General features: G+C 57.4%; 18 protein-coding genes. 8 read left to right on the top strand and 10 right to left on the bottom strand.

Going from position 1 to position 25,582, the window contains the following annotated elements; translation table 11 throughout:
- Window positions 1-5: 5 nt before the first annotated feature.
- The gene (locus ACR0LX_RS19310) at window positions 6-2,069 is read right to left on the bottom strand and encodes a TRAP transporter large permease subunit (protein ID WP_480785118.1); all 2,064 of its coding nucleotides are present in this window, start codon (window positions 2,067-2,069) and stop codon (window positions 6-8) included.
- Window positions 2,070-2,184: 115 nt separating this feature from the next.
- Window positions 2,185-3,234 (bottom strand): TRAP transporter substrate-binding protein, encoded by a 1,050-nt coding sequence (locus ACR0LX_RS19305; protein ID WP_480573457.1) that lies wholly within the window; start codon window positions 3,232-3,234, stop codon window positions 2,185-2,187.
- Between the two features lie 324 nt (window positions 3,235-3,558).
- Between ACR0LX_RS19305 and ACR0LX_RS19300 the strand changes: the two genes are divergently transcribed.
- Entirely contained in the window at window positions 3,559-4,362 is an 804-nt protein-coding gene (locus ACR0LX_RS19300) for a FadR/GntR family transcriptional regulator (protein WP_480785117.1), read from the top strand.
- Here ACR0LX_RS19300 and ACR0LX_RS19295 read toward each other — a convergent pair.
- Both ACR0LX_RS19295 and ACR0LX_RS19290 read right to left on the bottom strand, forming a co-directional pair.
- Window positions 4,359-5,105, bottom strand: coding sequence for a 4'-phosphopantetheinyl transferase family protein (locus ACR0LX_RS19295; RefSeq protein ID WP_480785116.1), 747 nt, complete (start codon window positions 5,103-5,105; stop codon window positions 4,359-4,361). The genes ACR0LX_RS19300 and ACR0LX_RS19295 overlap by 4 nt on opposite strands.
- Before the next feature lie 76 nt (window positions 5,106-5,181).
- Window positions 5,182-7,617 (bottom strand): GcvT family protein, encoded by a 2,436-nt coding sequence (locus tag ACR0LX_RS19290; RefSeq protein WP_480785115.1) that lies wholly within the window; start codon window positions 7,615-7,617, stop codon window positions 5,182-5,184.
- A gap of 189 nt (window positions 7,618-7,806) precedes the next feature.
- Here ACR0LX_RS19290 and ACR0LX_RS19285 point away from each other — a divergent pair, with 189 nt between their 5' ends.
- Entirely contained in the window at window positions 7,807-9,330 is a 1,524-nt protein-coding gene (locus ACR0LX_RS19285; RefSeq protein WP_480785114.1) for a trimethylamine methyltransferase family protein, read from the top strand.
- A gap of 19 nt (window positions 9,331-9,349) precedes the next feature.
- Here the strand turns inward: ACR0LX_RS19285 and ACR0LX_RS19280 are convergent, their stop codons facing one another.
- Complete coding sequence (locus tag ACR0LX_RS19280; protein WP_480785113.1) at window positions 9,350-10,324, bottom strand: LysR family transcriptional regulator; 975 nt, start codon at window positions 10,322-10,324, stop codon at window positions 9,350-9,352.
- A 192-nt stretch (window positions 10,325-10,516) separates the two neighbouring features.
- Here ACR0LX_RS19280 and ACR0LX_RS19275 point away from each other — a divergent pair, with 192 nt between their 5' ends.
- From ACR0LX_RS19275 to ACR0LX_RS19255, 5 genes are all read left to right on the top strand, one after another.
- Complete coding sequence (locus tag ACR0LX_RS19275; RefSeq protein ID WP_480785112.1) at window positions 10,517-13,063, top strand: vWA domain-containing protein; 2,547 nt, start codon at window positions 10,517-10,519, stop codon at window positions 13,061-13,063.
- A 133-nt stretch (window positions 13,064-13,196) separates the two neighbouring features.
- Entirely contained in the window at window positions 13,197-13,481 is a 285-nt protein-coding gene (locus ACR0LX_RS19270) for a hypothetical protein (protein ID WP_480573477.1), read from the top strand.
- A gap of 97 nt (window positions 13,482-13,578) precedes the next feature.
- A complete protein-coding gene (locus ACR0LX_RS19265; protein WP_480785111.1) occupies window positions 13,579-13,905 on the top strand; it encodes a hypothetical protein in 327 nt (108 codons plus the stop codon).
- Between the two features lie 260 nt (window positions 13,906-14,165).
- Window positions 14,166-15,230 carry a phosphatase PAP2 family protein gene (locus tag ACR0LX_RS19260; RefSeq protein WP_480785110.1) on the top strand — a complete coding sequence of 355 codons (1,065 nt, stop codon included), beginning with the start codon at window positions 14,166-14,168 and terminating at the stop codon, window positions 15,228-15,230.
- Window positions 15,231-15,307: 77 nt separating this feature from the next.
- Window positions 15,308-16,993, top strand: a complete 1,686-nt coding sequence (locus tag ACR0LX_RS19255; RefSeq protein ID WP_480785109.1) for a hypothetical protein — start codon at window positions 15,308-15,310, stop codon at window positions 16,991-16,993.
- Window positions 16,994-17,000: 7 nt separating this feature from the next.
- Here the strand turns inward: ACR0LX_RS19255 and ACR0LX_RS19250 are convergent, their stop codons facing one another.
- Complete coding sequence (locus ACR0LX_RS19250; RefSeq protein WP_480785108.1) at window positions 17,001-18,611, bottom strand: tetratricopeptide repeat protein; 1,611 nt, start codon at window positions 18,609-18,611, stop codon at window positions 17,001-17,003.
- Between the two features lie 392 nt (window positions 18,612-19,003).
- Between ACR0LX_RS19250 and ACR0LX_RS19245 the strand changes: the two genes are divergently transcribed.
- Window positions 19,004-21,796, top strand: coding sequence for a bifunctional aconitate hydratase 2/2-methylisocitrate dehydratase (locus ACR0LX_RS19245; protein ID WP_480785107.1), 2,793 nt, complete (start codon window positions 19,004-19,006; stop codon window positions 21,794-21,796).
- Between the two features lie 48 nt (window positions 21,797-21,844).
- Here ACR0LX_RS19245 and ACR0LX_RS19240 read toward each other — a convergent pair whose 3' ends face one another.
- The 4 genes from ACR0LX_RS19240 to cyoB are packed head-to-tail and all read right to left on the bottom strand — an operon-like array spanning window position 21,845 to window position 25,579.
- Complete coding sequence (locus tag ACR0LX_RS19240) at window positions 21,845-22,555, bottom strand: SURF1 family protein (RefSeq protein WP_480785106.1); 711 nt, start codon at window positions 22,553-22,555, stop codon at window positions 21,845-21,847.
- A complete protein-coding gene (gene cyoD / locus ACR0LX_RS19235) occupies window positions 22,552-22,908 on the bottom strand; it encodes a cytochrome o ubiquinol oxidase subunit IV (RefSeq protein ID WP_480785105.1) in 357 nt (118 codons plus the stop codon). Before cyoD ends, ACR0LX_RS19240 begins: the two co-directional genes overlap by 4 nt.
- A complete protein-coding gene (cyoC, locus tag ACR0LX_RS19230) occupies window positions 22,905-23,546 on the bottom strand; it encodes a cytochrome o ubiquinol oxidase subunit III (protein WP_480785104.1) in 642 nt (213 codons plus the stop codon). The genes cyoD and cyoC overlap by 4 nt, the downstream gene beginning before the upstream one ends.
- Window positions 23,546-25,579 carry a cytochrome o ubiquinol oxidase subunit I gene (cyoB, locus tag ACR0LX_RS19225; protein WP_480785103.1) on the bottom strand — a complete coding sequence of 678 codons (2,034 nt, stop codon included), beginning with the start codon at window positions 25,577-25,579 and terminating at the stop codon, window positions 23,546-23,548. The genes cyoC and cyoB overlap by 1 nt, the downstream gene beginning before the upstream one ends.
- Between the last annotated feature and the right edge of the window lie 3 nt (window positions 25,580-25,582).

Below are 25,582 nucleotides of genomic sequence, written 5' to 3'. Positions count from 1 at the left end.
CCTCCTCAATAGGCAACCGAGGGCAGCCAGGTGGCGAGGGTGGGCCAAAGGAAGACCAACGCGAGACCCGTCAGTTGCAGCAGCACGAAGGGGATAATGCCCTTGTAGATGTGCATCAGCTTGATCTCGGGCGGGCAGACGCCTTTCAGATAGAACAGGGCGAAGCCCACAGGCGGTGTCAGGAAGCTGGTTTGCAGCGTCACCGCGACCAGAATCACGAACCAGACCAGAGCGGGCTCATCCAGTACGCCAAAGCCGGGAATGTCGATGCCCAGCCCGTTCACGATGGGGCGCATCAGGGGAAGCACGATCAGCGTGATCTCGATCCAGTCCAACACGAAACCCAGCAGGAAGACGATGAACAGGATGAACAGGACTGTCCCGTTGGCTCCGAGCCCGGTGGACTGCACAACATGTTCGATCAGTTCATCGCCGCCAAGCTCGCGCAGAACATAGGAAAACACGGTTGCACCCAGGAAGATCGCGAAAATATAGGCGGTCGTGTTGAAGGTTGAAACCAGAACGTTCCACAATTTCGCGAAGGTCAGCTTGCGATACCCCAGGGCCAGAAGCGTTGCCCCCAATGCACCGATGCCCGAGGCTTCGGTCGGCGTGGTCAGACCCGCAAAGATCGAACCCAGCACCGCAAGGATCAGCATCAGCGTCGGGATAACGGCAATCAGCACGTCCTTGACGGCGGCCCAGTCGGGGGCTTTCGCACCCTCAGGGACAGGGGCAGCATCGCGTTTCACCAGCGCAAGGATGAAGATGTAGGTCAGGTACAGGCCGCCAATGATCACGCCCGGGAACACCGCGGCCATGAACAGGTCACCGACTGACAGCGCCATCTGGTCGGCCATGATCACGAGCATGATCGAGGGTGGGATCAGGATGCCCAGTGTGCCCGAGGCCGAAACGACTCCTGCGGCCAGTGTCGGCTGATACTTCTGTTGCATCATCGAGGGCAGCGACAGCACGCCCAGCAATACGACCGAGGCTCCGATAATCCCGGTAGAGGCGGCGAGGATGATGCCGATCAGGGTCACGGTGATCGCCAGACCGCCCCGCACTGTGCCGAACAGGCGCTGCATTGAGCTCATCAGACGTTCGGCAACACCGGATTCGTCCAGCATCAGGCCCATGAAGATGAACATCGGCAGGGCGACCAGAACCGCGTTCGACATGGTGGCGTAGACCCGGTTCACAACGGCGCCCAACGTCAGATAATCAAGTCCGGTAAAGGTGCTTTCCAACCCGGTCCACAACATCAGGTCGTTGTCGAACAGATAGGCCAGCCCGCAATAAGCTACGCCGACACCTGCCAGAACCCAGGCCACCGGATAGCCGGTGAAAAGCAGCGCGATGAAGGTCAGGAACATCGCAATGACCAGTTTCTCTTCGGTGGTTTCGACCAGGAAGGTCAGGCCAACACAAACCGCCGCAAAGACCGCCAAGACCAGCAGAATGCGGCGCAGGGGGGCGCCTTCACGCTCGGAGGCTGGGCCAAACATCAGCGCGTGACCATCATGGATCAGGCGCGCCAATGCGGCCAACCCAAGCAATACAAAGCTGATCGGGATGACGGCTTTGAAGGCCCAACGCGCAGGCAGGCCAGTGGGGCTGTCCGAACGTTCGTTGACGCGGAAACTTTCGTAGAAATAATCATAACCCTGATCGACCATCAGATAGATGAACGGGGTCAACAGGGTAAGGATTCCGATCACCTCGATGACCCGTTGCGCGCGGCGCGAAAGTTGCATGTGCAGAACATCGACGCGCACATGGCTGTCGGTGATCAGCGCATAGGAAATGCCGATCATCGTGACGATGCCGTAGAAATGCCACTGGATCTCGTCCAGCTTGGGATAGTTCTGGCTGAACAGGTAGCGCAACGAAACCTGCGAGAAGATCGCTGCCATCAGCAGGACATTTGCCCACATCACCACATGACCGATTGCTTTGACGCCCGTGTCGATAGCTACGGCGATTTGCTGACGGTCGGTTTCGGGATGTTCCAGGATGCCCTCATAGGCTTCGACCGGATCGTTGAGTTTCTTTTGGGTAGCCATGTTCAGTCCTCGCTCAGCAGCCCGGAGCGCGGGCAATCAAGGTGTTGAATCTGGGTAATCAGAGAAATGTGCCAGGGGCGACACGTCGGGCCGCCCCGGCAACGTCAGCTTTCAGTTACTGACGTGGGAGGAACGCGTTGGTCTTCCACAGGTCATAACCTTCGCGGAACTCGGTCATGTCGGACAGAACTTTGGCGAAGAAAGCGTCATTTGCGGCTTCTTCGGCAGCAACTTCTTCCCAGGTTGTGCGGAAGGTATCCAGCATCTCGGGTGTCCACTGTTTGATGGTCACGCCGTTGTTTTCGACATTGTCGATCAGGGCAGCGTGCTGAATGGCCTCGCCTTCAGCAAAGCTGTCAGCCATCGACGCCTTGCAAGCGCTTTCGATGATCGCCTTGTGCTGCTCGCTGGTTTCTGCCCAGACATCCTTGTTGATCATCAGTTCAAAAACGGTTGCCTGCTGGTGCCAGCCGGGGAAGTAGTTGAACTTGACCAGCTTATGAAAGCCAAGGCGCGAGTCGATGGCGGGCATCGAGAACTCGGTCGCGTCGATGGCGCCTTTTTCCAGCGCGGGGAAGATTTCGCCGCCCGGTAGCAGCGACGTCGCAACGCCCAGCTTTTGCATCACCTTGCCGCCCAAGCCGAAGAAACGCATCTTCAGGCCGTCAAGGTCTTCGGGCGAATTGATTTCCGAGGCAAACCAACCAGAGGTCTCCGGTGCGATAATCGCGCAGGGCAGGACCTTCACGTTGTACCCGGCCTGATCGTACATTTCCTGATACAAGCTCAGGCCGTTTCCATAATAGAGCCACGCCATGTATTCGCCGGCCTCGGGTCCGAACGGAACGGCTGAAAACAGCGGCGCTGCAGGGATCTTGCCCGCCCAGTAACCGGCAGTGGTGTAGCCCGAGTTGATCTTTCCCGTGGATACAGCATCCAGAATTTCGAAGGGCGGAACCAATTTGCCTGGTTCGTAGACCTTCATTTTCAATGTACCGCCCGACATCAACTCAAGCTGTTCGGCAACGCGCGGGATGGGTGAGCCCAGGCCTGGCAATTCGGTCGAAAACGCGATTGGGGTTTTCAGCAGCAACTTGTCTGCGGCGACCGCAGGTGCGGCCAGAAGGCTCGCTGCTACGGCAACACTGGTCAGAGTCTTTTTCATCAATTCTCCTCCGGGGTTTGTCGGGCTTTGGCCCAAACATCGGCGCGGGATAATCCAACGCCATTCTGGTGGCAAACTAAATTTACCACTGCGGATCAGTCAACAACTTTATTTACCACTGGTCCGGAATCGTGTTTGATCTATAGCTGCGGTAGCTACGATCTTTGTGCTTACTTCTTTAATATCGATTTTGGTAAAATAGAATAAAACCAATGTTGTAAGTGATATTCGGCGATCTAATGCCACATCTTGAGTTTTTCACAGAAATGGTTATTATTATTTACCAGTATTGCGAAAATCCGATATCAGACAGGGCGGCACTTCATGAGCACCACGGCGATTTTTGAACCTGTTGGACACGAATCGCTGTCCGAGGCGGTGGTCGCGCAGATCGAGGATCTGATCGCGTCGGGCATTCTGAAACAGGGCCGTAAGCTGCCCTCGGAACGTGATCTTGCCGAAATGCTGCGCGTGTCGCGCCCCAAATTGCGTGAGGCGCTTTCCGTTCTGGAAGAACGCGGGTTGGTTACGACGCAACATGGCGAAGGCACTTTTGTCGCGGCGCTAACCGGTCAGGCCATGATGCCTGCGCTTCTGGCGCTTTATGAACGGCACGAGCCCGCGTTTTTTGATTATCTGGAATACCGCCGCGAGCAGGAGGGCTTCGCCGCGCGGCTTGCCGCACGCCGGGCGACAACCGCCGACAAGGAACGCATCGCGGAAATCCTGTCGGAAAATGAACGCGCATGGGAAGAGAATGACGTCGCCGCCTCGCAAGAGGCGGATTTTGCGCTGCATTCGGCAATTGTTGACGCCAGCCAGAACGCCACGCTGATCCATATCATGGCATCAATCTATGACCTGACGCGACGGGGTGTTTTCTACAATCGGGACTTTCTGAAAACCATCGACGGAACCGGAGAGGCTCTGTTACAGCAACATCTGGAACTTGGGCGCGCCGTAGTTGAAGGCGATGAAGAGCGTGCCGAGAATGCAGCAACGGATCATATCGACTTTGTCGAAAAATCTTTCAGGCTTGGGCTTGAGCGCAGGCGCCGGGAATCGATGGCGCAAAAGCGCCGGATCTTGTCAGACCAATACGGCACCAAGTTGCAAAAACCGCGCTAGCGGACAGGGTCCGGCAAAACCAGCCATGTAAGGACGGTGCCCCCGGCAAGCTCAAAGGCGATGTCGAAACAATCACCTGCGGGAAATGTGGCACTCAGAGTCTTCACCAGGCGCAACCGCAGCACATTGTTTTTCGGCGTGGCCGCAAGCTCTGCATGGTTAAAGCCAAAGAACTTGCGAACGTTTGCAAACAGCGCCTTATACAACGTTTCTTTGGCTGAAAACACCAGCGTGGCCAGAGTTTCCGGTGGCATACTCTCTTGTTTACGGACCATTGCAGCCTCTTGTGGCAGCAAAGCGACATGAAAAATCGACTCCAGTGCTGATCCGCTGGCAACGTCTTCGGTGTCGATGCCGATCAGCAGCGACGGGTTGTCGGACAGAGCCACGGCGCAATGGCCCTTGGAATGGGTGATTGATCCTACAACGCCCTGCGGCCAGACGGGCTCGCGGTTTGGCCCGGTCAGAACCGGTTCGGGCTGTCGCCCAAGAACTGAAAGCGCTGTCTGCGCCAGCACCCGCCCCGCCAGATATTCGGCGCGTCTTTTTGTGACTGCTGAATCAAGCCGTTCGGGCCTGTGGATGCCGAGCGCGGCGAACAGCGCGTCATCATAACGTTGCATGTCATATTTGCCGATCAAAGCGGCGGTTGCGGGCGCGCCGATCTGCAGCGTACGCGTATCGCGCAGGAACCCACGGGATTGCGACTGGGAAAAGCGGAGTATCTGGTCAACGGGCTTCATTCTGCGTTCGGAATCCCGCGTCCTGCGCTTGCCGTCAATCCCGTTTTTGCAGACTTCGGGCAAAACCCGGCAGTCGTCAGCTCCGCATGCGTTGGTGTTGCGGGTCATAAGGTGAGGATGCAATGACCTCGGCCCCGACCAGTTCGCCACACATATCCAGATGCATTTTGCTTCCGATTGCTGCCAGATTGGGTTCGATAAAGGCATAGGCCAAATTCATATTTGTGCGATGGCCCCAATCACCCGAGGTCACAGTGCCAACGACCGCATCGCCCTTCATCAGCGATGCCCCGCCATGGGCCGGCGCGTGAGTCGCATCAATCTTGAGCGTCACCAGTTGTTTTCGCACACCGTCAGCCTGACGCTTTACCAGCGCCTGTTTGCCAGCAAAGTCTTCTTTGCCGAGGTTCACAAATCGACCAAGCCCGGTTTCAAATGGGTCGAATTCGGTGAGGATGTCCGCCTTCCAGTGCAAGAAACCCTTTTCCATGCGCATCGACTCGACGGCGCGGGCACCGAACAGACGCAGCCCGTGCACCTCACCTGCCTTTCGCAACGCCAGATACGCGGCATATAGCGACGCGTTGGGTACGTGGATTTCATAGGCCAGTTCGCCCGAAAAGCTGACACCCATCACGGTGGCGGGTGCAAAGCCGACAAAGCATTCACGGACCGACAGCCATGGGAAGGCCTCTTTCGACCAGTCGCCGCGCGCGCAGTCCGACAAGACATCGCGCGCCTTCGGTCCGGCAAGAACCAGGATGGTCTGATCGTTGGTCAGACTGCGGATCTGCACATCCTCATCGTCGCGGATATGCAGGGACAGCCAGTCCATGTCGTGGTACTCGCTGGCGGCAGCCGACCCATACCAGATGCGGTCCGGTCCACGGTCCGAAGCGGGCAGGTTTGCCACGGTCGCCTCGGCCTTGATCATGCCGTGATGGTTCAGCAGATAGCCCAACCCAAGCCGACCGTCGCGTTTGGTGACTGTGCCGCAGAACATCCGGTCAAGAAAGCTGTAGCGGTCAGAGCCGGTGATCTCGAAGCGGTTGAACCCGTTGACTTCGCAAAGGCCGACGTTTTCCTGCACATTTTTTACATCGGCAGCGATGACGTCCAACGCTTCGTCGAAGTTGAAGCTGAGCGTGGGATGGAAATCGGGCGAGGGCTTGATGTAATCCATCCGCTCCCATCCATTGACCACAGTGAACTCAGCGCCTTCGGCGGCCAGGATTGGAGTCAAAGGTGTAGTCTTGGCCGGACGGCCAGCGGGTCGGTGTTCATGGGGAAAATGAAACCGGAACTCGTTCTGATAGTCCTCGATCGCTTTCAGCGAGGTCAGTTCCACATTCGTGTGTCCGGTGAACCGGCGCGGGTCCAGACACCAGGTGTCATAGCAGGCCTCGCCATGGACGATTTGTTGCGCCAACAACCAGCCATGACCGCCACCCTCGCCAAGTCCCGCACGCAGGCCGATGATGCAGAACGCATTGCGCTTGCCCGGGATTGGGCCGACCAAAGGCGCGCCGTCGATCGTATAGGTGATCGGGCCATTCACGATGGACCGGATACCGGTCTCTTCCAGTGCAGGCATCCGTTCGAAAGCCCCGGCCAAAACACCCATGACTCGGTCCAGATCGTCGGGGCACAGCGCGTTGACAAAGTCCGGGTCAATCCCATCCATGCCCCAGGGTTTGCAGTCTTGTTCATAGAACCCGACCAACAACCCGCCCTTTTCCTGTCGACTGTAATAGTCACTGATCGGGCAGCGCAGCAGGGGCATTCGGTGACCGGCCTCGGCAATGCCCGGAATATCCTCGGTCAGAAAATACTGATGCTCCATCGAGGCGACCGGATGGTGGACGCCCATCATCGCGCCGACTTCGTTCACCCGGTAGCCGCAAGCATTGACGACAATGTCGCAGTCGATATCGCCATGTTCGGTGTGAACTGTCCACGTTTCGTCCTTGTGTTGGGTCAAAGCCGTGACAGGTGTGTTCCGATAGACCTCGGCCCCAGCCTTGCGCGCGTGATAGGCCAGCGCTTGACAAAGCTGCGCCGGGTCGATGTCGCCGTCCAGCGGGTCCCACAGCCCGCCAAGCAGGTTTGTCGTCGAAATCAGGGGGTGACGTCGGGCGCATTCCTCGGCATCGATGACTTCGAACTCGACCCCCATACCGCGCGCCATCGCGGCGAAATGGCGGTAGCCCTGCATCTGCTGTTCGGTATTGGCCAAACGAATACCGCCATCTGCATGGTGGTAGTTTATCGGGTATTCCGGGTTTTCGGACAGAGTCTTGTACAAGTTGATCGAATGGGTTTTCAGCCCGACCATGGTTTGGTTCATGCCGAAATTCGTCACCTGCGCGGCCGAGTGCCATGTGGTGCCACTGGTCAACTCATTGCGTTCGACAAGAACCACATCGCTCCAGCCTTCCTGGGTCAGGTGGTAGAGTGTCGAGCAACCGGCGATGCCGCCGCCGATAACAACCACTTTGGTGCGGGTTTTCATGACAAGCGCCCTTTGGAGATCGTTTTCCGAGAAAGGTTCGCAAATTTGGTTTCGCCGCAAGTGAACGGAGAATAATCCGATAGAATAAGAATAGATATTCGAGAAAATGAGAATATAGAAGCAATGCTTGCGTTTGAAGGGGTTGGCCCGCTTGATTTTCCTACAGATCAAGGTTGCAAAAGGGCCAAAATGGCGGGACAGCGTGGAAAACGAGGCGGGCGCAAGGAGCGGTTGGCACAGCGCGCGGCGAAGCCGGTCATAGACCCTTGCCCACCAGGCCAGATTGGTGGGGCGTACACACCTCTCAGCGAACATGATCTGAGGCGCATCTACGACACCGCGCTGGATCTGCTTGAAAAACTTGGTGTCGGAGATGTGCCGGATCGGCTGCTTGCAGATTTGCTGGCGATTGGCGCAACGGACAACGGGCAGGGGCGCGTTCTGTTTCCTCCGGCGTTGGTGGAACAGGCCATCGATCAGGCCGCCAGGACATTCACTTTGCATGGTCGTGATCCGGAACGCTCAATCGAAGTGGGTGGAAACACGGTGCATTTCGGGACCGGTGGCGCTGCAGTGCAGACGCTGGACATGGACAGCGCGCTTTATCGACCGTCAACTTTGCACGACCTGCATGATTTCACCCGGCTTCAGGATACGCTGGCCAATGTCAGTTGGTTCACGCGCTGTTGCGTCGCCACGGACGTTCCCGACAATTTCGACCTGGACGTGAACACGGTTTTCGCCCTGTTGAAAAACACCACAAAGCCGACGGCGACGTCGTTCACTCTGGCCGAACATGTCGCTCCGATCGTCGAGATGCTGGACATTGCGGCGGGTGGTCCGGGCGCGTTTTCCAAACGTCCATTCATGAAGGCCCATATAAGCCCCATGATATCGCCGATGCGCTACGGCGAAGATGCGGTCGATGTGGTTTACGAATGCATCAGACACAACATCCCGATTTCGTGCATCACGGCGGCGCAGGCCGGGGCAACGGCCCCAGCAACGCTTGCAGGATTTCTGGCGCAATCGCTGGCAGAAACGCTGGCCAGTCTTTTGATGATGCACGCCATCCAACCCGGATTTCCCATGGTCTTCTCGAACTGGCCATTGGTGATTGACCTGCGGACCGGTGCATTTTCCGGCGGCAGCGGTGAAACGGCTGTGTTGAACGCGGCATCGGCACAGCTGTCGAACTGGCTGAGTCTGCCCTCGGGCGTGGCGTGTTCAATGACCGATGCCAAAGCAATCGACGCTCAATACGGAATGGAAAAGGGTATCACTTCGATGGCCGCAGCGCTGGCGGGTGGTAACCTGATCTACGAAAGTTCGGGCATGACCGCGTCTTTGCTTGGGGCCAGTTTTGAAGCCTTCGTGTTGGATGATGAGATGCATTCCAACACCTATCGCGCCTTGCGCGGCATCGAAGTGACCGAGGAAAACCTGGGCTTTCAGGCCATTTGTGATGCGGTTTTGGGGGATGGTCATTTCCTGGGCGGGCAACATACCTATTCCGCGATGGAACGGGACTATTTCTATCCTACCCTTGCGGATCGTGATGAGCCGCGCACATGGGCGGAAAACGGGGCCAAAGACGCTTGGTCACGTGCCCGAGAGAGGGCCCGCGAGGTTCTGCGCAATCACAACCCGGCCTATCTGACCCCCGAGCAGGAAACACAGATACGGTCTCGTTTCAACATTCTGCACCCCTAATCCGAAGCTGCGGCGAGATTCAGTCTGCAAGCCGAAAACTGTCTGCCAACCACGGATAAGCCTTATGCTGTGACGACAGGGCGTGATCTTTGATCAAGGCTCGCATTTTGCCATCGACCAGATCCAGCAGCGATCTGGAGCAATCCGGCGTCGCGACGATGGCTAGCGTGCGCGCAAAGCTCTTGCCGGGAAAGCGATGCATGCGCAGCCTGGGTTGAAACCGCTTTGCCCGAGCAAACAGCAGCGGCGTGGTAATCGTCCACCCGGCACCGGCGGCGACCATGGCCATCAGCGTCTGATTGTTGCTGCATTCGAAATTCGAGGACGGCGTTAGCCCGAGGCGACGCATCTGCGACTCAATTTGCCGGGCAATAATCAGGGAACTGGAAAACCGCAGAAAGGGCAGCTTGCTGCGTCCTTCAACAACATCTGACAGCGATTGTTCGTTCATGTCGGGCAGAACCATGACAAATGGATCGCGCAGCAAAGGTCGGTCAATAAGGTCGCGCATGGTGTTCTCGGGCGTCGTGGTGATGGCCAGATCCAGATGCCGGTTACGCAGCATCTCTAATATCGCGTGACTGGAGTCCGTGTGGTACATGAAATTACAAGAGGGCATGTTTTTGGACAGATACACCGCCAGTTCCGGGATGATGTCACTGTCGAAATCCTCAATACTGCCGATCCTGAGGTAGCTGGCATCGGCGATTGAGCCGGCCGAGGCTTCGGCCTTGGCTTTGCGAATGGCGTATAGCGCATCGTCGATATTGCGAAGAAAGGCGCGTCCTTTTGGGGTCAGCACCATGGGACGGCGCGCATGGTTGAACAGCTCGACCCCAAGGTGATCTTCTAGGTTGCGCAGATGATGTGACACCGTGCTGATCGTCAATCCGGTTTCTTCGGACGCCGCCTGAAGCGAGCCGTTATGGGCGCAGATCTGGAACAGTTCGAGCCATTTGAGGCTCAGGTCTTTTGGGGCCGAGTTGCGCGACATCAATCGATATTCCCTGCATATAAATTAGAATTTCTAGGAAAAAGAATAACAGGATTTCGGAAAACTTGCAGTTTCTTGTCCACTGAATTGCTATCAATTGGATCCAAGCACGCCTGCGGTCCGGATATTGGCGCAACGTCATTTGTGTGTTTCAATTCGCTCGATTGATCAAAAGAGTTTCAGGAGTCTCCCATGCGCCGCAGGGTCTATTGCAGCATCGCGCTGACCACCGCATTACTGACTGCCTCGGCAAGTGCCGCAGATGAAAACGTGATGGTGGTGTTTGACGGATCAAATTCGATGTGGGGCCAGATTGACGGGGTCGCCAAGGTCGAGATTGCGCGCGGCGTCATGGAGAACCTGCTGGGTGACTGGGCCGAAAGCCGCAATGTCGGGCTTATGGCCTATGGCCACCGTCGCCGGGGCGATTGTGGGGACATCGAGGTTCTGGTGCCCCCAGGTCAACAGTCGCGGCAGGCTATTCTGGACAGGATCAACGCGATCACACCAACCGGAAAGACCCCGCTGACCGACGCGGTCGAGGCGGCTGCAAAAGCACTGTCCTACACAGACCAGCCTGCGACTGTGGTGCTGATTTCCGATGGTCTGGAAAGCTGTGAGCGCGATCCCTGCGCGCTGGCGCAGGCATTGGAAAAAGGTGGCGTCGGGTTCACCGCGCATGTGGTGGGCTTTGGTTTGGGCGCGGACGAAGACGCAAGCTCGTTGGCGTGTATCGCCGAGAACACCGGCGGTGAATACATCACCGCCAGCAGCGCCGAGGAACTGGGCGCCGCGTTCAGCACCGTCGCAAGCGCAGTGGCGCAGCCTTTACCCGAACCTGAGCCCGAGCCTGAACCAGAGCCTGCAACGCAGCAGGTGAACGTCGACGGCCCCGATACGGCCGTCGGGGGTGCGGATATTCAGGTCACATGGGATCCGACGATTGCGGAAGGCGATTACATCAACATTGTTCCCGTCGGCACCGATCCTGGAACCTTCGGAAATTATGTTCGCGTTGGTAAGGCCACCGAGGTCAGATTGCCCGCCCCCGGCAGCGAAGGGCTTTATGAAATCCAGTATCTCAACAATCAAAGCAAGGACGTTCTGGGCACAGAAACGCTCGAGGTGCTCAAACCTGTTGTCGAGTTGACGGCGGATGACACTGTGGCAACCGGTGCCCGCTTTGCGGTTGCATGGTCACCAACGATCAACAAGCGCGACTATGTGGCGATTGTCCCAGCGGGTTCGGATCCCGGAACGTTTGGTAACTATCAGGCGGTCGGCAGCAACACCAAAACATCGCTGGTCGCGCCAGCCGATCCCGGGCTTTACGAGCTGCGTTATATCCTGAACGTCGACAAACGCACTGTTGCGACGCACCCGATTGAGGTTGCGTCGGCAACAGTGGTTTTGCAAGTGCCGCAGGCCGCCGTGACCGGGGCTGCGTTCGATGTCGGTTGGTCGGCGGCTGTCAGTTCTCAGGACTATATCAACATAGTCCCGGTCGGTACTGATGAAGGCAAGTTCGGCAACTACATTACCGTGCGAGATACGACCAAGGGCACATTGAAAGCCCCTGCGGAACCCGGCATGTATGAGGTCCGCTATGTTTTGCGCGAAGGCAACCGCACGCTGGCTGCAGAAATGATCGAGATTACAGCGCCGCAGGTGACCGTATCCGGTCCTGATCAGGTTGTGACAGGCGCCAAGTTTGAGGTGAGCTGGACGGGTGGCGTGCATGTTCAGGATTATGTCGCCATCGTTCCGGCGGATTCGGATGAAGGGGTCTATGGCAATTATTCCGTTGTGCGCGACGGCAGCAGCGCGGTGCTGACCGCACCTGCCGATCCGGGCCTCTATGAGTTGCGCTATATCCTGCGCGAAGGCGCTAAAACGCTGGCTTCGGCACCGATTGAGGTCACTGTGCCCGAGGTGACCATAACCGCGCCGGAAAAGGTTCTGGCGGGCGGAAAATTCGAGGTTTCCTGGACGGGTACCGTGAGCGCTCAGGACTATATCAACATCGTGCCGGTCGGGACAGATGAAGGCGTATTCGGAAATTACATCACCGTTCGCAATGCCAATCAGGGCGATCTGCAGGCCCCCTCCGAAACAGGCCTGTACGAAATCCGATACGTTCTGCGTGAAGGGTCGAAGACCATCGCATCCATCATGACCGAAATTGTCGAACCAGAGGTGACGATCAAGGCACCGTTGGAAGTGCGTGCAGGCGACAAACTGCGGGTGTCTTGGACCGGAACAGTTAGCACCAGTGACTACATCAATCTGGTGCCAATGGGCACGGAGGATGGCGACTTCGGAACCTATTCTCAGGTCAGAAACAACACGGAACTTGACCTGAATGCGCCTGTGGAAACAGGTCTTTACGAGCTGCGGTATCAATTGCGGGAAGGCAACCGGGTAATGGCGCGACAGCCAGTTGAGGTTCTTAGTGCGGACGCCGCACTGGATACAGGCGCAACCCTTGATGCGCCGGATACAGCCGCGCCCGGTGCCAGCATTTCGGTTGGCTGGAAAACCGATAGTCAGAGCGCCGACCAGCGCATCACGCTGGCGCGGGGCGAACAGCCGATCTTTACCTGGATTTCCGCAGAGAAGATCAAAGGTGACGCGCCGCTGGAGCTGACCTTGCCCGACGAACCCGGTGTGTACGAGATCAGATTACTGGATCTTACCAACAAACAGGTTCTGTCGCGAAAGGTGATCAAGGTCGAATAGGCCTTTGATCTTTTGAAAACCAAGGGCGCGGCGGGCTTCCTGACCGTGCCCGATCCCTTCCGATCACGCAAAAATCACGCTGGCTTGTTACCTGATACCAAGCGGAATTTGGCTTGGAGGAAGGATAGCAGCCATGGGCAGCCAAAGTTACAACGCAATCAAAGCCGCGTTGTTTGATCATCTGGAGCAGGCCAGCGGGAAAAGGGTCGTCGACAACCACAAAGTGGAAACGCATATCGGCGCGGATGCGGTCGATCTCGACGCGTTTCTGAACGACATCAACAACCTGCCGCGTTACCGGTCAGATGGTTTGTTTCTGACCTCGGCCAAAGTGCCCCCCGCAGCCAATGTAGATCAGCTTTTGACCGCCGTGGTGCAGAACTACCGTGACCGCGGCTGGTTGGTCACTCTGCCCTGAGCGCGCCCGATGACCTTTGCTTCCGACATATCCCCCGAATTGAACCGCGCATTTGAACCCCGTTCTTGCGCGTCAGAGAAATGAAAAGGAGAAGACGATGTTCAACCCTCCAAAATTGCGATCCTTCGTCAGCTGGATCAATCTTGAAAACCCCGGGCAATCCAAACTGATTGTCAGCGGAGAAGGCGAAATGCCCAGCGATACCGAGCGTCCGCATCTGTGCGTCAACATGGATCCGCGTACGCCACCGTCAACGTTGGAACTGGATCTGACAATCCGGAACAAGGGCGGTGCCGGCAATGCCAAGGACGAATATCAGCGCGTGCGGTTTGAAGCCCCGGCAGAGCAGGGGCAGTACGACAAGGTGCTGATCCTTTGGCAAAGTTCGGTCCTGCTGGATCTGGATGTGCGTGAGACGCACTGAACTGTTTAAAGCCATGTTCGGGGTTCAACGAGTAAACAAACCAGTCTGACAACTGTTGTTTGCTGAACAAATCCCGGGCAATCTTTCGATACCGGCCACCAGGGCTCGGAAAAAAAACAAGTACCGATTAACCAGTAACGAGTTTTCATGTCATTCAACGCCAGTCCCATGCACGTCGCCACGGACCGGCTTGTTGAGCACCAGCAAAACTCCCGCAAGCAATACACCTTTGTCTCGAACCTGCCAAAACGGAGAGTCCCATGCCCTTTGCTCAGTCTCAACAGTCCCAGCAATCCCAGCAGTCGCAACAATCCCAACAGTCTCAGCAGTCGCAACAATCCCAATCGGTTCCGTCGCTGAACCACGCAGGTGGGGCAAGCTCATCGCATCTGAGCCATGCTTTGAACTCGGTGGGGCAAACGCTGCCGGTTGATCGCCCGGGTGATATGTCGTCTTCGGCATTGGACGCAGACAAGGAAAGCCTTCGTCGGCTGCAACCCATGCACCGACATATCCTGTTGACCTCTGCTTTGTCTCGCGGACTTGGAATTGACGAAGCAAGAACCGCGTCGGATGGCGTGATGGTTCAGCTTGATGGCCAGAACATTGGACCGGATGCCCTGACCAGACCGGATCTTACGGCCTCGGTTCTGGACGCAATCAACAATCGCCGCTGGCTTAGGGCGGAACGTATCGGCGAGATAATCGAACAGCAGACAGATATTCTGAGCTTTCTGGCGCTGGCCTATCCAATGACCCGCGACACGCACCCGTTCACCATGGCGCTGCTTGATGCGGTGCTTGCTTCGGCGGGCAAGGTCGTGGTTCAGGCCAAATACAAGCTGAATGTTCCCCGTCCCGCGGACTGGTCGGCGGGCATGTCTCCGGTCATTCGTACGCCAGCCCATGGTGCCACACCCAGCGGCCACGCGACTGAATCCTGGGCTATGGCATACGCCATGGAGTCGCTGATTTTTGGGTGCGCCTCGCAAGAGTTGCGGTTGATTGCAGCCCGGATCGAGGAAAACCGTATTGTGGCTGGGGTGCATTATGAACATGACGGCTATATGGGGCGGCGTCTGGCCACCTATCTCGCCAAGATTTTTGCGGACCGGCTTGGTGTTTCGAATGCCGAACTGGACGAAACCCGTGACCCGGTATGGTCCGAGGCAGGGCAGGCGGGTCTGCTGGCCCAACCTGCGCGCCAGGTCGGGGCGCCGCATGCACAACCCAATGCGCCCGCATTTACCAACCCGGGCGGCGTGCTTGGGGCCGCGATGGAACTGTCGCGCACCGAACTTGGCTTTCTTACAAGTCAGGAGTAAGCCCGGTGCTGCATTTTGAACCACTGAAAACGCCCGATCCCGCCCCTCGTAATCTATTGCCAGCCGGGTTGCCGTGCATGATTCCGGGGCTCGCCAAACCTGATACCGTCTCAAGCGTGTTTTTTCGCACCAAGTCAGGCGAATTGTTTATCGAAGAGTTTGATCCGCACCCATCGGGAATGGACCCGTTTTGTGATTTGTGGCCCAGCATCGATGCTGCCCATGGCCAAGCGGACCGCAATGCGCCCATATCTCTTGGACCACGGGTGCCGCGGTGCGCGGGCAGTGGGCAAGCTCTGACTGCCGATGCTCTGACCAAAGCCGACCCGCCGGAGTCGGATGATGTCGAGATCGGAATCATCGATGCTGGGATCGCGTTTTGGAACCCGGCATTCAGGGCCGAGGGTTCGGATGGCTCCTGCCGGTTCGCTTCGTATGGGGCATTGAAGCTGAAGGATAAGCAATTCGTCGGCGCAGCGCTTTCTTCGGCGGAGATTCAGCAATTCTGCGCGCGTGCCGACACCGCCAACCGCGCGGCGCTGGCGGTGAAATACCCCGAAAGCGTGTTCGGGGACACCGCGCGCTGGCCGCTGGTACGTCCGCAGGGACTGGCGCATGGCACTGCGATGACCGAAATGGTCCTGTCGACCGCGCCAAAAACCGCGCATCTGCATGGGCTTGAACTTCCGGTGTCGGTTCTGCGCGATCTGACCGGCGGCCAGATGATTGCGTTGATGGAGATCGCCGTCCAGGCGCTTGCCGAGCAGGTTCGAAACGCCAGAAGACAAAGCGGTATACCGGACAAAAAAGGGTGCCGACTGGTCGTCCTGATGGCCTTTGGCTTCATGGGCGGGCCGTTGGACGGTACAGCCTGGGGTCTCAAGGGGTTGGAAAAGGTCGTATCGCGATACAACGACTATGGTTTTCAGCTCGAACTGGTTTTGCCGATTGGCAACCAACTTCAGGACCAGCTGCACGCGCGATTGTCCAAGGGCGAAACCGTTGGCTGGCGCGTATTGCCGGACGATCATTCCGCCAATACGGTTGAGATCATTCGCGCCAAAGGTCCCGCAAATATGCGGATCTCGCCTCCGGGCGGAGTTTTTGTTGATATCCCGGACATGCGGGGCCTGTGCCGGATCGTGGTGAACGGTTTGCCCGTCGGTGGCGCATGGACCGAGGACATTGACGGGGGCCGTGTTCGCACGCGAATTGCTCTGGTTCCGACGGCGTCGAGATACCCGCAGGTTCCGATCACGCCATTTGGAAAGTGGCAACTTGCCTGCGACGACGCAAAGGCCGATTTGTGGATTCTGCGCGACGAAACCGGGTTCGAGGCGGATCCTTTTCAGCCGTCGCGTCCTTCGTGGTTCGAAGATCAGCGATACAACCGGTTCGACAAATACGGCATGCCTGCCCTGACGGATGCTTCCCACCGACCCGGAGATCCGCTGTCTGTGGTTCGTCGTGACGGCAGCGCATCTCTGCTTGCGTCTTCCTCGCATGACCGGATTTCCGTCGTCACAGCGCTGCTGGGGGATGGGACATCTGCGCCCTATGCGAGCGTGTTGCCCGCAGGCGGATCTGCTGATCATAGTATGTCGCTTGCGGATACGGCACCGGCTGGGATGGATTACGATCTGCAACCGATTGGTCCATTCCTGGGCCGGGCCGTGCTGGGCAATGGCGGCAAAGACAGGTTTCGTGCGGCAGGGACATCTCTGGCTTCAGCGCGGATGGCGGGAAAGATTGCCGGGACGTAGTCCCGGTTCAGTTTTCTTCCAAGGCGTCAATCAGACCGAGATTGCGAAGGGTCATGACCGGATAATCGGGCTTGCTGAGGTCTGATAGCTCAAAGCCCGGCTCAAGCGCCGCCAATTTGGCGGCGGCCTTTTCGGCAACGGCCATATCTTTCATCAACAGACTGGTCGCGATCAGGTATCTGAGCGATGCGCGATGCTGCGGGTTGTTGCTGTGCGCTTGGCGCACGGCCTCTTGAGCGGCAGCAAAATCACCTTGCGCAAGCGCGGTCAAACACAGTTCGAAGTCCCAGGCAAAAACATGGGACAACCCCTCGGCCGCCAACCGCGCGCGGCTGGTCAACGCTTGCGCGTCCTCGATCCGGCCCTGCAATAACGAGATGCGTGCCGCAGCTTGCAGGGCATAAGGGTTGCCGTCGTCGTTGTTCATGGCGTCGCGTGCCAGAGACTCTGCCCGGTCAAAATCACCGGTCACATCCATGGCGACGCGCGCGGCCAAGGCCGAGATCAACGCATTTCCGGGTCTTCGTGACAGGGCCTCTTGCACCAGAACCTGAGCTTCTTTGGCCGCCTCCTGATCTCCGAATTCCAGCACGCGGGCGAGTTTGGCAAAGCCCAGCCATGCCAGAGCCACTGGCGCGCCTTCGCCGTCGACAAGACCCTTCAGATCGCGTTCTGCAGCGTGCACACGTTCGATGCTGGGATCATATAGCCGGGCCGAGGCACGGGACATGATCATCAAGGGCGAGTGGCTTATCTTGCGAAAAGACTGATATCGCAGAAGAATTTGCGCGATCGCGCGCGTCGCAAACGCGTCCAGTTCCACCCCGGCGGTAAATTCTCCGGCTTCGATCGGCAGTCTGATACGACCAGACCACAGAAAGCGCCGCTCCTTGTCCGCCAGCGCGCGCAGGTGAACCGCCCAATGACCAGCCTCGACCATCGAAACCAGTTCAATGTGAACGATTGTCGCCGCGCTTTCGATCCGTCCCGGCTCTGGCTCGACCTGAGTATAGATCTTCTCGGCACCTTCGGCCTCGAACCGCATCGATAGGGTATCCAGCAGAACCGTTTCAAAAAACCGCGCCATGCCGTCGGATTGATCCGCAGTGGCGCGGATTATGACAATGGTTCCTCCGGTTGCACCTGCGGGCTGCGTTGCAGTATCCGGGTTTTGCAACTCGCGCGCCCGTGCCGCGTCCTGCGCACGATAGTCCCGCAGCCAGTCCTCGAACGCGGGGTCGGGCGCGTTCACCAGTTCCAGAAGATTTTCTTTGCCCAGCATCGATGGCCTGTCGTCGATCTTTACCGCATCGCACAACCAAACTTCGTGCTTGTTCGACTCGATCACCGGCCCGTAATCGGCAAGCCGAGCGCGAATATTCGCGAGTGCCCGCCGCAAACTGCCGGATGCTTTGCTGGGCTCGCTTTCGGACCACAACATCGACTGCAGCCACTGCCGGGACCGGCGCTTGTCGCGGCTGACCGCAAGCAGAGCGATGACCGCACGTTCCTTGCGATTGGAGGGGGTCATGTCGCGATCGTGTGAACACAGGACCGTAAATCGACCACGTGTGACGATTGTCACAGGTGAAACCGTTTTCTCCGCGTCGTCGATCATTCACCTACCTCGTACCACAAGTTACCACAATTGCAGAATAATCGCGTCGAGAAAATCGAGCATACAGTCGCAATGAGGTCAGCAGTTGGCCGAGCGGTAACATTGTTGTGATGATAAGCACGTGACATTATCACAGGCAGTGTCAATTATGTCTGCATTCGACTTAGAGTAGAGCGGCCCGGCTGCCCTTCGAAAATGCCTGCTATGGCCCGATCTTGGCGCGCAAGCTGCAATTCGCTTGGAATCGGAAACTAGGACAAGTTGCCGCTCTTGCGCATATTGCATTCGCGGCACAAATGGTATACCGCCGCATACAAATGGTGTTTCAGGGTCTGTCATCGCGTCAGATCCGGCGCCCAAGCCCAATCTAACGCTGATACGTCGGGATAGCCATGAGCCTTTATCAAGATTACCTAACTGAGATCGAAACGCGCAAGGAACAGGGGCTGCACCCCAAGCCAATCGAAGATGGCGCGCTGACGCAGGAAATCATTGGTCAGATCAAGGATAGTGACAACCAGCATCGCGCAGAGTCGTTGAACTTCTTGATTTACAACACGCTGCCAGGCACCACCAGCGCTGCGGGGGCCAAAGCGGCCTTTCTGAAAGAGGTTATTCTGGGCGAAACGATTGTCGAAGAAATCTCGCCGACATTTGCATTTGAGCTGTTGTCGCATATGAAGGGTGGTCCTTCGGTTGAGGTGTTGCTTGATCTGGCTCTGGGTGATGATGGGGCCACCGCTGAGCAGGCGGCCGAAGTCCTCAAGACTCAAGTGTTTCTCTATGAGGCAGATACCGACCGGTTGAAGACAGCGTTTGCCGATGGAAACTCGATCGCGCGGGATATTCTGGAAAGCTATTCAAAGGCCGAGTTCTTTACCAACCTGCCGGAGATTGACGACGAGATCAAAGTTGTCACCTATATCGCGGCCGAAGGCGATATCTCGACCGACCTGCTGTCGCCAGGCAATCAGGCGCATTCCCGTTCCGACCGCGAATTGCACGGCAAATGCATGATTTCGCCGCAGGCGCAGGGTGAAATTCAGCAGTTGCAGCAGCAGCATCCTGATAAACGCGTGATGCTGATTGCGGAAAAAGGCACCATGGGCGTCGGATCATCGCGGATGTCGGGCGTCAACAACGTGGCTCTGTGGACCGGAAAACAGGCCAGCCCCTATGTGCCGTTCGTCAATATCGCGCCGGTTGTGGCCGGGACCAATGGTATTTCTCCGATCTTTCTGACGACTGTAGGCGTGACCGGCGGCATCGGGATCGATCTGAAGAACTGGGTCAAAAAGCTGGACGAGGACGGCAATCCTATCCTGAACAACGACGGCGAGCCGATCCTGGAGCAAGCGTTCTCGGTCGAAACCGGAACCGTTCTGACCATCAACTCCAAGGACAAAAAGCTGTACAATGATGCGGGCGACCAGGAGTTGGTCGATGTGTCGTCGTCCTTCACGCCGCAGAAGGTCGAGTTCATGAAGGCTGGCGGATCTTATGCTGTTGTTTTCGGAAAGAAACTCCAGACATTTGCCTCGGAAACACTTGGGATCGAGTTGAAATCAGCCTTCGCACCGTCCCGGGAAATCTCGCATGACGATCAGGGTCTGACGGCGGTCGAAAAGATTTTCAACAACAACGCCCGTGGCGTTGCCCCGGGTAAGGTTCTGCATGCGGGCTCGGATGTGCGGGTCAAGGTCAATATCGTTGGTTCGCAGGACACGACGGGCCTTATGACCTCGCAAGAGCTTGAGGCGATGGCGGCGACGATCATTTCACCTTCGGTCGATGGTGCGTATCAGTCGGGCTGTCACACCGCCTCGGTCTGGGACGCAAAAGCGCAGGCCAACATTCCGAAACTCATGAGCTTCATGAACAGGTTCGGCCTGATCACCGGGCGCGATCCGAAGGGCGAATATCACGCGATGACCGACGTGATCCACAAGGTGCTGAATGACATCACCGTCGATGACTGGGATATCATCATTGGTGGCGACAGCCATACCCGGATGTCCAAAGGCGTGGCCTTCGGTGCGGATTCGGGAACTGTTGCGCTGGCCCTGGCGACGGGTGAGGCGACCATGCCCATCCCTGAATCGGTGAAAGTGACCTTTAAGGGTACGATGGCCGATCACATGGATTTCCGCGATGTGGTCCATGCCACGCAGGCGCAGATGTTGAAACAGTTCGGCGACAACGTCTTTCAGGGGCGCGTCATCGAGGTTCATATCGGAACCCTGCTGGCGGATCAGGCGTTTACCTTCACCGACTGGACGGCCGAGATGAAGGCCAAGGCGTCGATCTGCATCTCGCAGGATGACACCTTGATCGGATCTCTGGAACTGGCCAAGGGTCGCATTCAGATCATGATCGACAAAGGCATGGATAACGCAGCGGGCACGCTGCAAGGCCTGATTGACAAAGCGGATGCGCGCATTGCCGAAATTCGATCGGGTGCAAAGCCCGCGCTGACGCCCGATGCCAACGCCGAGTATTTTGCCGAAGTCGTCGTCGATCTTGATGAAATCGTCGAGCCGATGATCGCGGACCCGGATGTGAACAACATCGACGTCTCCAAGCGCTATACCCACGACACGATCCGCCCGGTTTCCTATTATGGCGGCGACAAAAAGGTCGATCTGGGCTTTGTCGGGTCCTGCATGGTGCATAAGGGCGACATGAAGATCGTTGCCCAGATGCTCAGGAACCTTGAAAAGTCCTCGGGCAAGGTCGAATTCAACGCGCCACTGGTTGTGGCAGCGCCGACTTATAACATCGTCGATGAGTTGAAGGCGGAAGGCGATTGGGAAATCCTACAGCGCTATTCGGGCTTTGAGTTCGACGATCTGTTCCCCAAGAACGAGGCGCGTAAGGAATACGAAAACATCCTTTATCTTGAACGTCCCGGCTGCAACCTTTGCATGGGAAATCAGGAAAAGGCGGCAAAGGGTGATACGGTTCTGGCCACCTCAACGCGTCTGTTCCAGGGCCGCGTGGTCGAGGATTCAGAAGACAAGAAGGGTGAGTCTCTGCTGGCCTCAACCCCGGTTGTCGTCCTGTCCGCCATCCTTGGCCGCACTCCAAGCGTCGAGGAATACAAAGCTGCGGTTGACGGTATCGACCTGACCAAGTTTGCGCCTCCGATCGAAAAACCGGCTGGAGCCAGATCGGTTCACTTCTAGGTCTCTACTCCCGTCCGTTCCTTTGGGTCGGACGGGAGCCTGCGGGTCTCAGGACCTTTCGCGCCGAACGGTGCGAATGACATACACCAGCGCGGCTGCGAACAGCGCGGCCATGGCGTACCAGGTCAAAGCATAGGACAGGTGCGGGTTGCTGAACTGGATGACGGTCAGCCCGCCGCGCGGCCAGGATTGCGTCACGCCTTGGTGATCAGCGTCCAGAAAAAAGGGTAGGGTCGCGCCCAGTTTCTGGGTTTCGGACATCGCCTGAGTGTCGCGCGATACCCAGCGGTTTGAATTTGGGTCATTCCGCTCGAGCAATGTACCGCCAGCAACAGAAGGGCGTAGCAGTCCTGTGACAGGTGTTGTTGGTGCGCTCCACTGGTCGGGTTTCTTCTGGTCCGGGGGGACAAACCCGCGATTGATCCAGAGAATGCCGCGATCCGTTTGCAGCGGCATCATCACCCAGTAGCCCGCGCCGATCTCGGTCACGGCCTTGACCAGAATAGTGGCTTCGGTTTTGAAACGCCCATCGACCGAGACGCGCTGATAGGCGTGTTGCTCTGGGTCGAACCGCGCAGGCAGGCTGGCCGGATCCGCAAACGCGCGCGTGTCAACGGCTTCGATCAAATCCAGCTTCCAGGCCAAACGGCGCATCTGCCAGTTGCCCAACAGGATGAACACGCCGATCATCACCACCGACAGCCCCAGCAACAGCGCCGTAACCCATCCGGGCCGTCGGACGGTGGATCGGTTGGTCATGGCAGGTTGCGCACCCGCTCGATCTGCTCATGGGCGGGCATCATGTTTTCATCGAGGTTAAACATGACCCAGATCGAGCCTGCCATCACGATGACCAACAACAAGACCGTCAGCCCTAGCGACATGGCCTGCCAGCCCGCCTCGACCTTTAGCGAAACATGCAAGAAGTAGTGGATATGCACCAGCATCTGCGTGGCGCCCATAGTGAAGATGACTGCGATCGCCCAGCCGGTGCTATCCATGACATCGCCCAGCACCACCCAGAACGGGATCAGCGTCAGAACGACGGACAACGCAAAGCCGATCATGTATGATTTAAAGGTGCCGTGGCCCCCGTTTGCCTGATCGCTCATAGCAGGACCCCCGTGAGGTAGACCAAGGAAAAGACGCCGATCCAGATCAGATCAAGGAAGTGCCAGAACAGGCTCAGGCACATGACGCGGCGCTTGTTTTCATGGGTCAGACCGTGCTGCCCCAGTTGGATCAACAGGACGATCAACCAGATGCTGCCCCCCAGAACGTGCAGACCGTGGGTGCCGACCAGCACAAAGAAGGACGACAGGAATGCGCTGGCCTGCGGTGTTGCTCCGATATGGATCAGGTGGCTGAATTCTTTGAGCTCCAGATACAGAAAACACGCACCAAAGAAACCGGTGACGATCAGCCAAAGGACCGTTCCGCGCAGATCATCCATGTCCATCCTCAGCACTGCGAACCCGTAGGTGATCGAGGAAAACAGCAGCGCAAAAGTGGCGACCAGGATCATCTCGATCTCGAACAGATCCACGGGGGCGGGACCGGCGGCATAGTTCTGACCCAGCACCGCGTAGGTCGCGAAGAGGATGCCAAAGATCAGGCAATCGCTCATCAGGTAAATCCAGAACCCCAGCATGGTTCCGGTTTCGTGGCGATGTTCGCCGTGATCATCCGCGTGGTGCGGGTCTTCCATCACGAAGAACTCTTTTGGCGTGTCGGTCGATGTGTCCGTCATTACTCCGCAGCTCCCGCCAGCTGTTGTGTCCGCTGGTTTTCGATATCGCGCACCTCATCCGCTGGGACGTAATAGTCGCGGTTATAGTTAAAGGTGTGCCCGATGCCGTAAAGCAGGGTGGCCGCAAAGCCGAGCACGGCCAGCCACCACATATGCCAGACCAGGGCAAAGCCCATGACCGTCAAGAACCCGGCCATGACGATGCCTGTCGCAGTATATCGCGGCATGTGGATCGGCAGGAAACCGTCGGTTGGACGCACGAAACCTTCTCGCTTCATCTGGGCGAAAGCGTCCAGTTCGTGGACACGCGGCGAAAAGGCAAAATTGTAGTATGGCGGCGGCGAAGAGGTCGACCATTCAAGCGTCCGCCCGTTCCACGGATCGCCCGTGGTATCGCGTAACTCGTCACGTTTCAGGATAGAGACGATGATCTGGACGATGAAAGCGCCGATCCCGGCGGCTATGAACAACGCGCCCACAAGGGCAACGATGAAGTAAATGGAATAGAACGTATCTTCGAATTGGCTAAGGCGGCGGGTAACACCCATCAGGCCAAGCACATAAAGCGGCATGAAGGCCAGGTAGAACCCGATCAGCCAGCACCAGAAGCTGACCTTGCCCCAAAACGGCGCAAGCTGAAAACCGAAGGCTTTGGGCCACCAATAGATGATGCCCGCGAAAATACCGAATACCACCCCTCCGATGATCACGTTGTGGAAATGCGCGATCAGGAACAGTGAGTTGTGCAGGACGTAATCCGCAGGCGGTACGGCCAGCAGAACTCCGGTCATACCTCCGATCACGAAGGTTAGCATGAACCCCATGACCCACAGCATCGGCGTTTCGAACCGGATGCGGCCCTTGTACATCGTGAACAGCCAGTTGAAAATCTTGGCCCCGGTCGGGATCGAGATGATCATGGTGGTAATGCCAAAGAAGGCGTTCACGTTCGCGCCCGCGCCCATGGTGAAGAAATGGTGCAGCCAGACCAGATAGCTGAGGATCATGATCACGCAAGTCGCATAGACCATTGAAGTATAACCAAACAGGCGTTTGCCGGTGAAGGTCGGAACGATCTCGGAAAAGATGCCAAAGATCGGCAGGATCAGAATGTACACCTCGGGGTGACCCCAGATCCAGATGAGGTTCACATACATCATCGGATTGCCGCCCAGATCGTTGGTGAAGAAATGCGTGCCCAGGTACCGGTCAGCAGTCAACAGGGCCAGCGTGGCAGCCAGAACCGGGAAGGTCACGACGATCAGGATATTGGTACACAGCGTCGTCCAGACGAAAACCGGCATCTTCATGAATGTCATGCCCGGCGCGCGCATCTTTACGATGGTCACCACCAGATTGATGCCGGACAATGTTGTCCCGATCCCGGCGATGTTCAGAGACCACAGATAATAATCCATTCCCACGCTCGGGCTGTATTCCAACCCCGAAAACGGTGCATAGGCCAGCCAACCAGCAGTCGAGAACTCTCCGACAAACAGGGAAATCATGATCAGGACCGCGCCGGATACGGTCAGCCAAAAGCTCAGATTGTTCAGGAAGGGGAAGGCCACGTCCCGCGCCCCGATCTGCAGAGGCATGACATAGTTCATGAACCCGGTGACAAAGGGCATCGCCACGAAGAAGATCATGATCACGCCGTGTGCGGTGAAAATCTGGTCATAGTGATGGGCGTTCAGGTACCCTTCGCCGCCACTGGCCGCGAGGGCCTGTTGCAATCGCATGAGCAGCGCATCGGCAAAGCCGCGCAGCAGCATGACCAGCCCCAGAACCATATACATGATGCCGATTTTCTTGTGGTCGATACTGGTGAACCATTCTTTCCACAAATATCCCCAGAGGCGGAAATAGGTCAGAGCACCTACAACGGCCACGCCGCCCAGCGCGACGACGATGAAGGTGTATAGGATTACCGGCTCATAGAAGGGGAAAACGCCCCATGACAGTTTGCCCCAGAACGGATCAACCCCGGAAACATGGGCGATGCTGTCAGCGGCTCCGTGAGATAGCGACATTGC

The organism is Ruegeria sp. CH11 (genome assembly GCF_056537105.1).
This window is presented reverse-complemented; position numbering and strand designations above follow the sequence as displayed.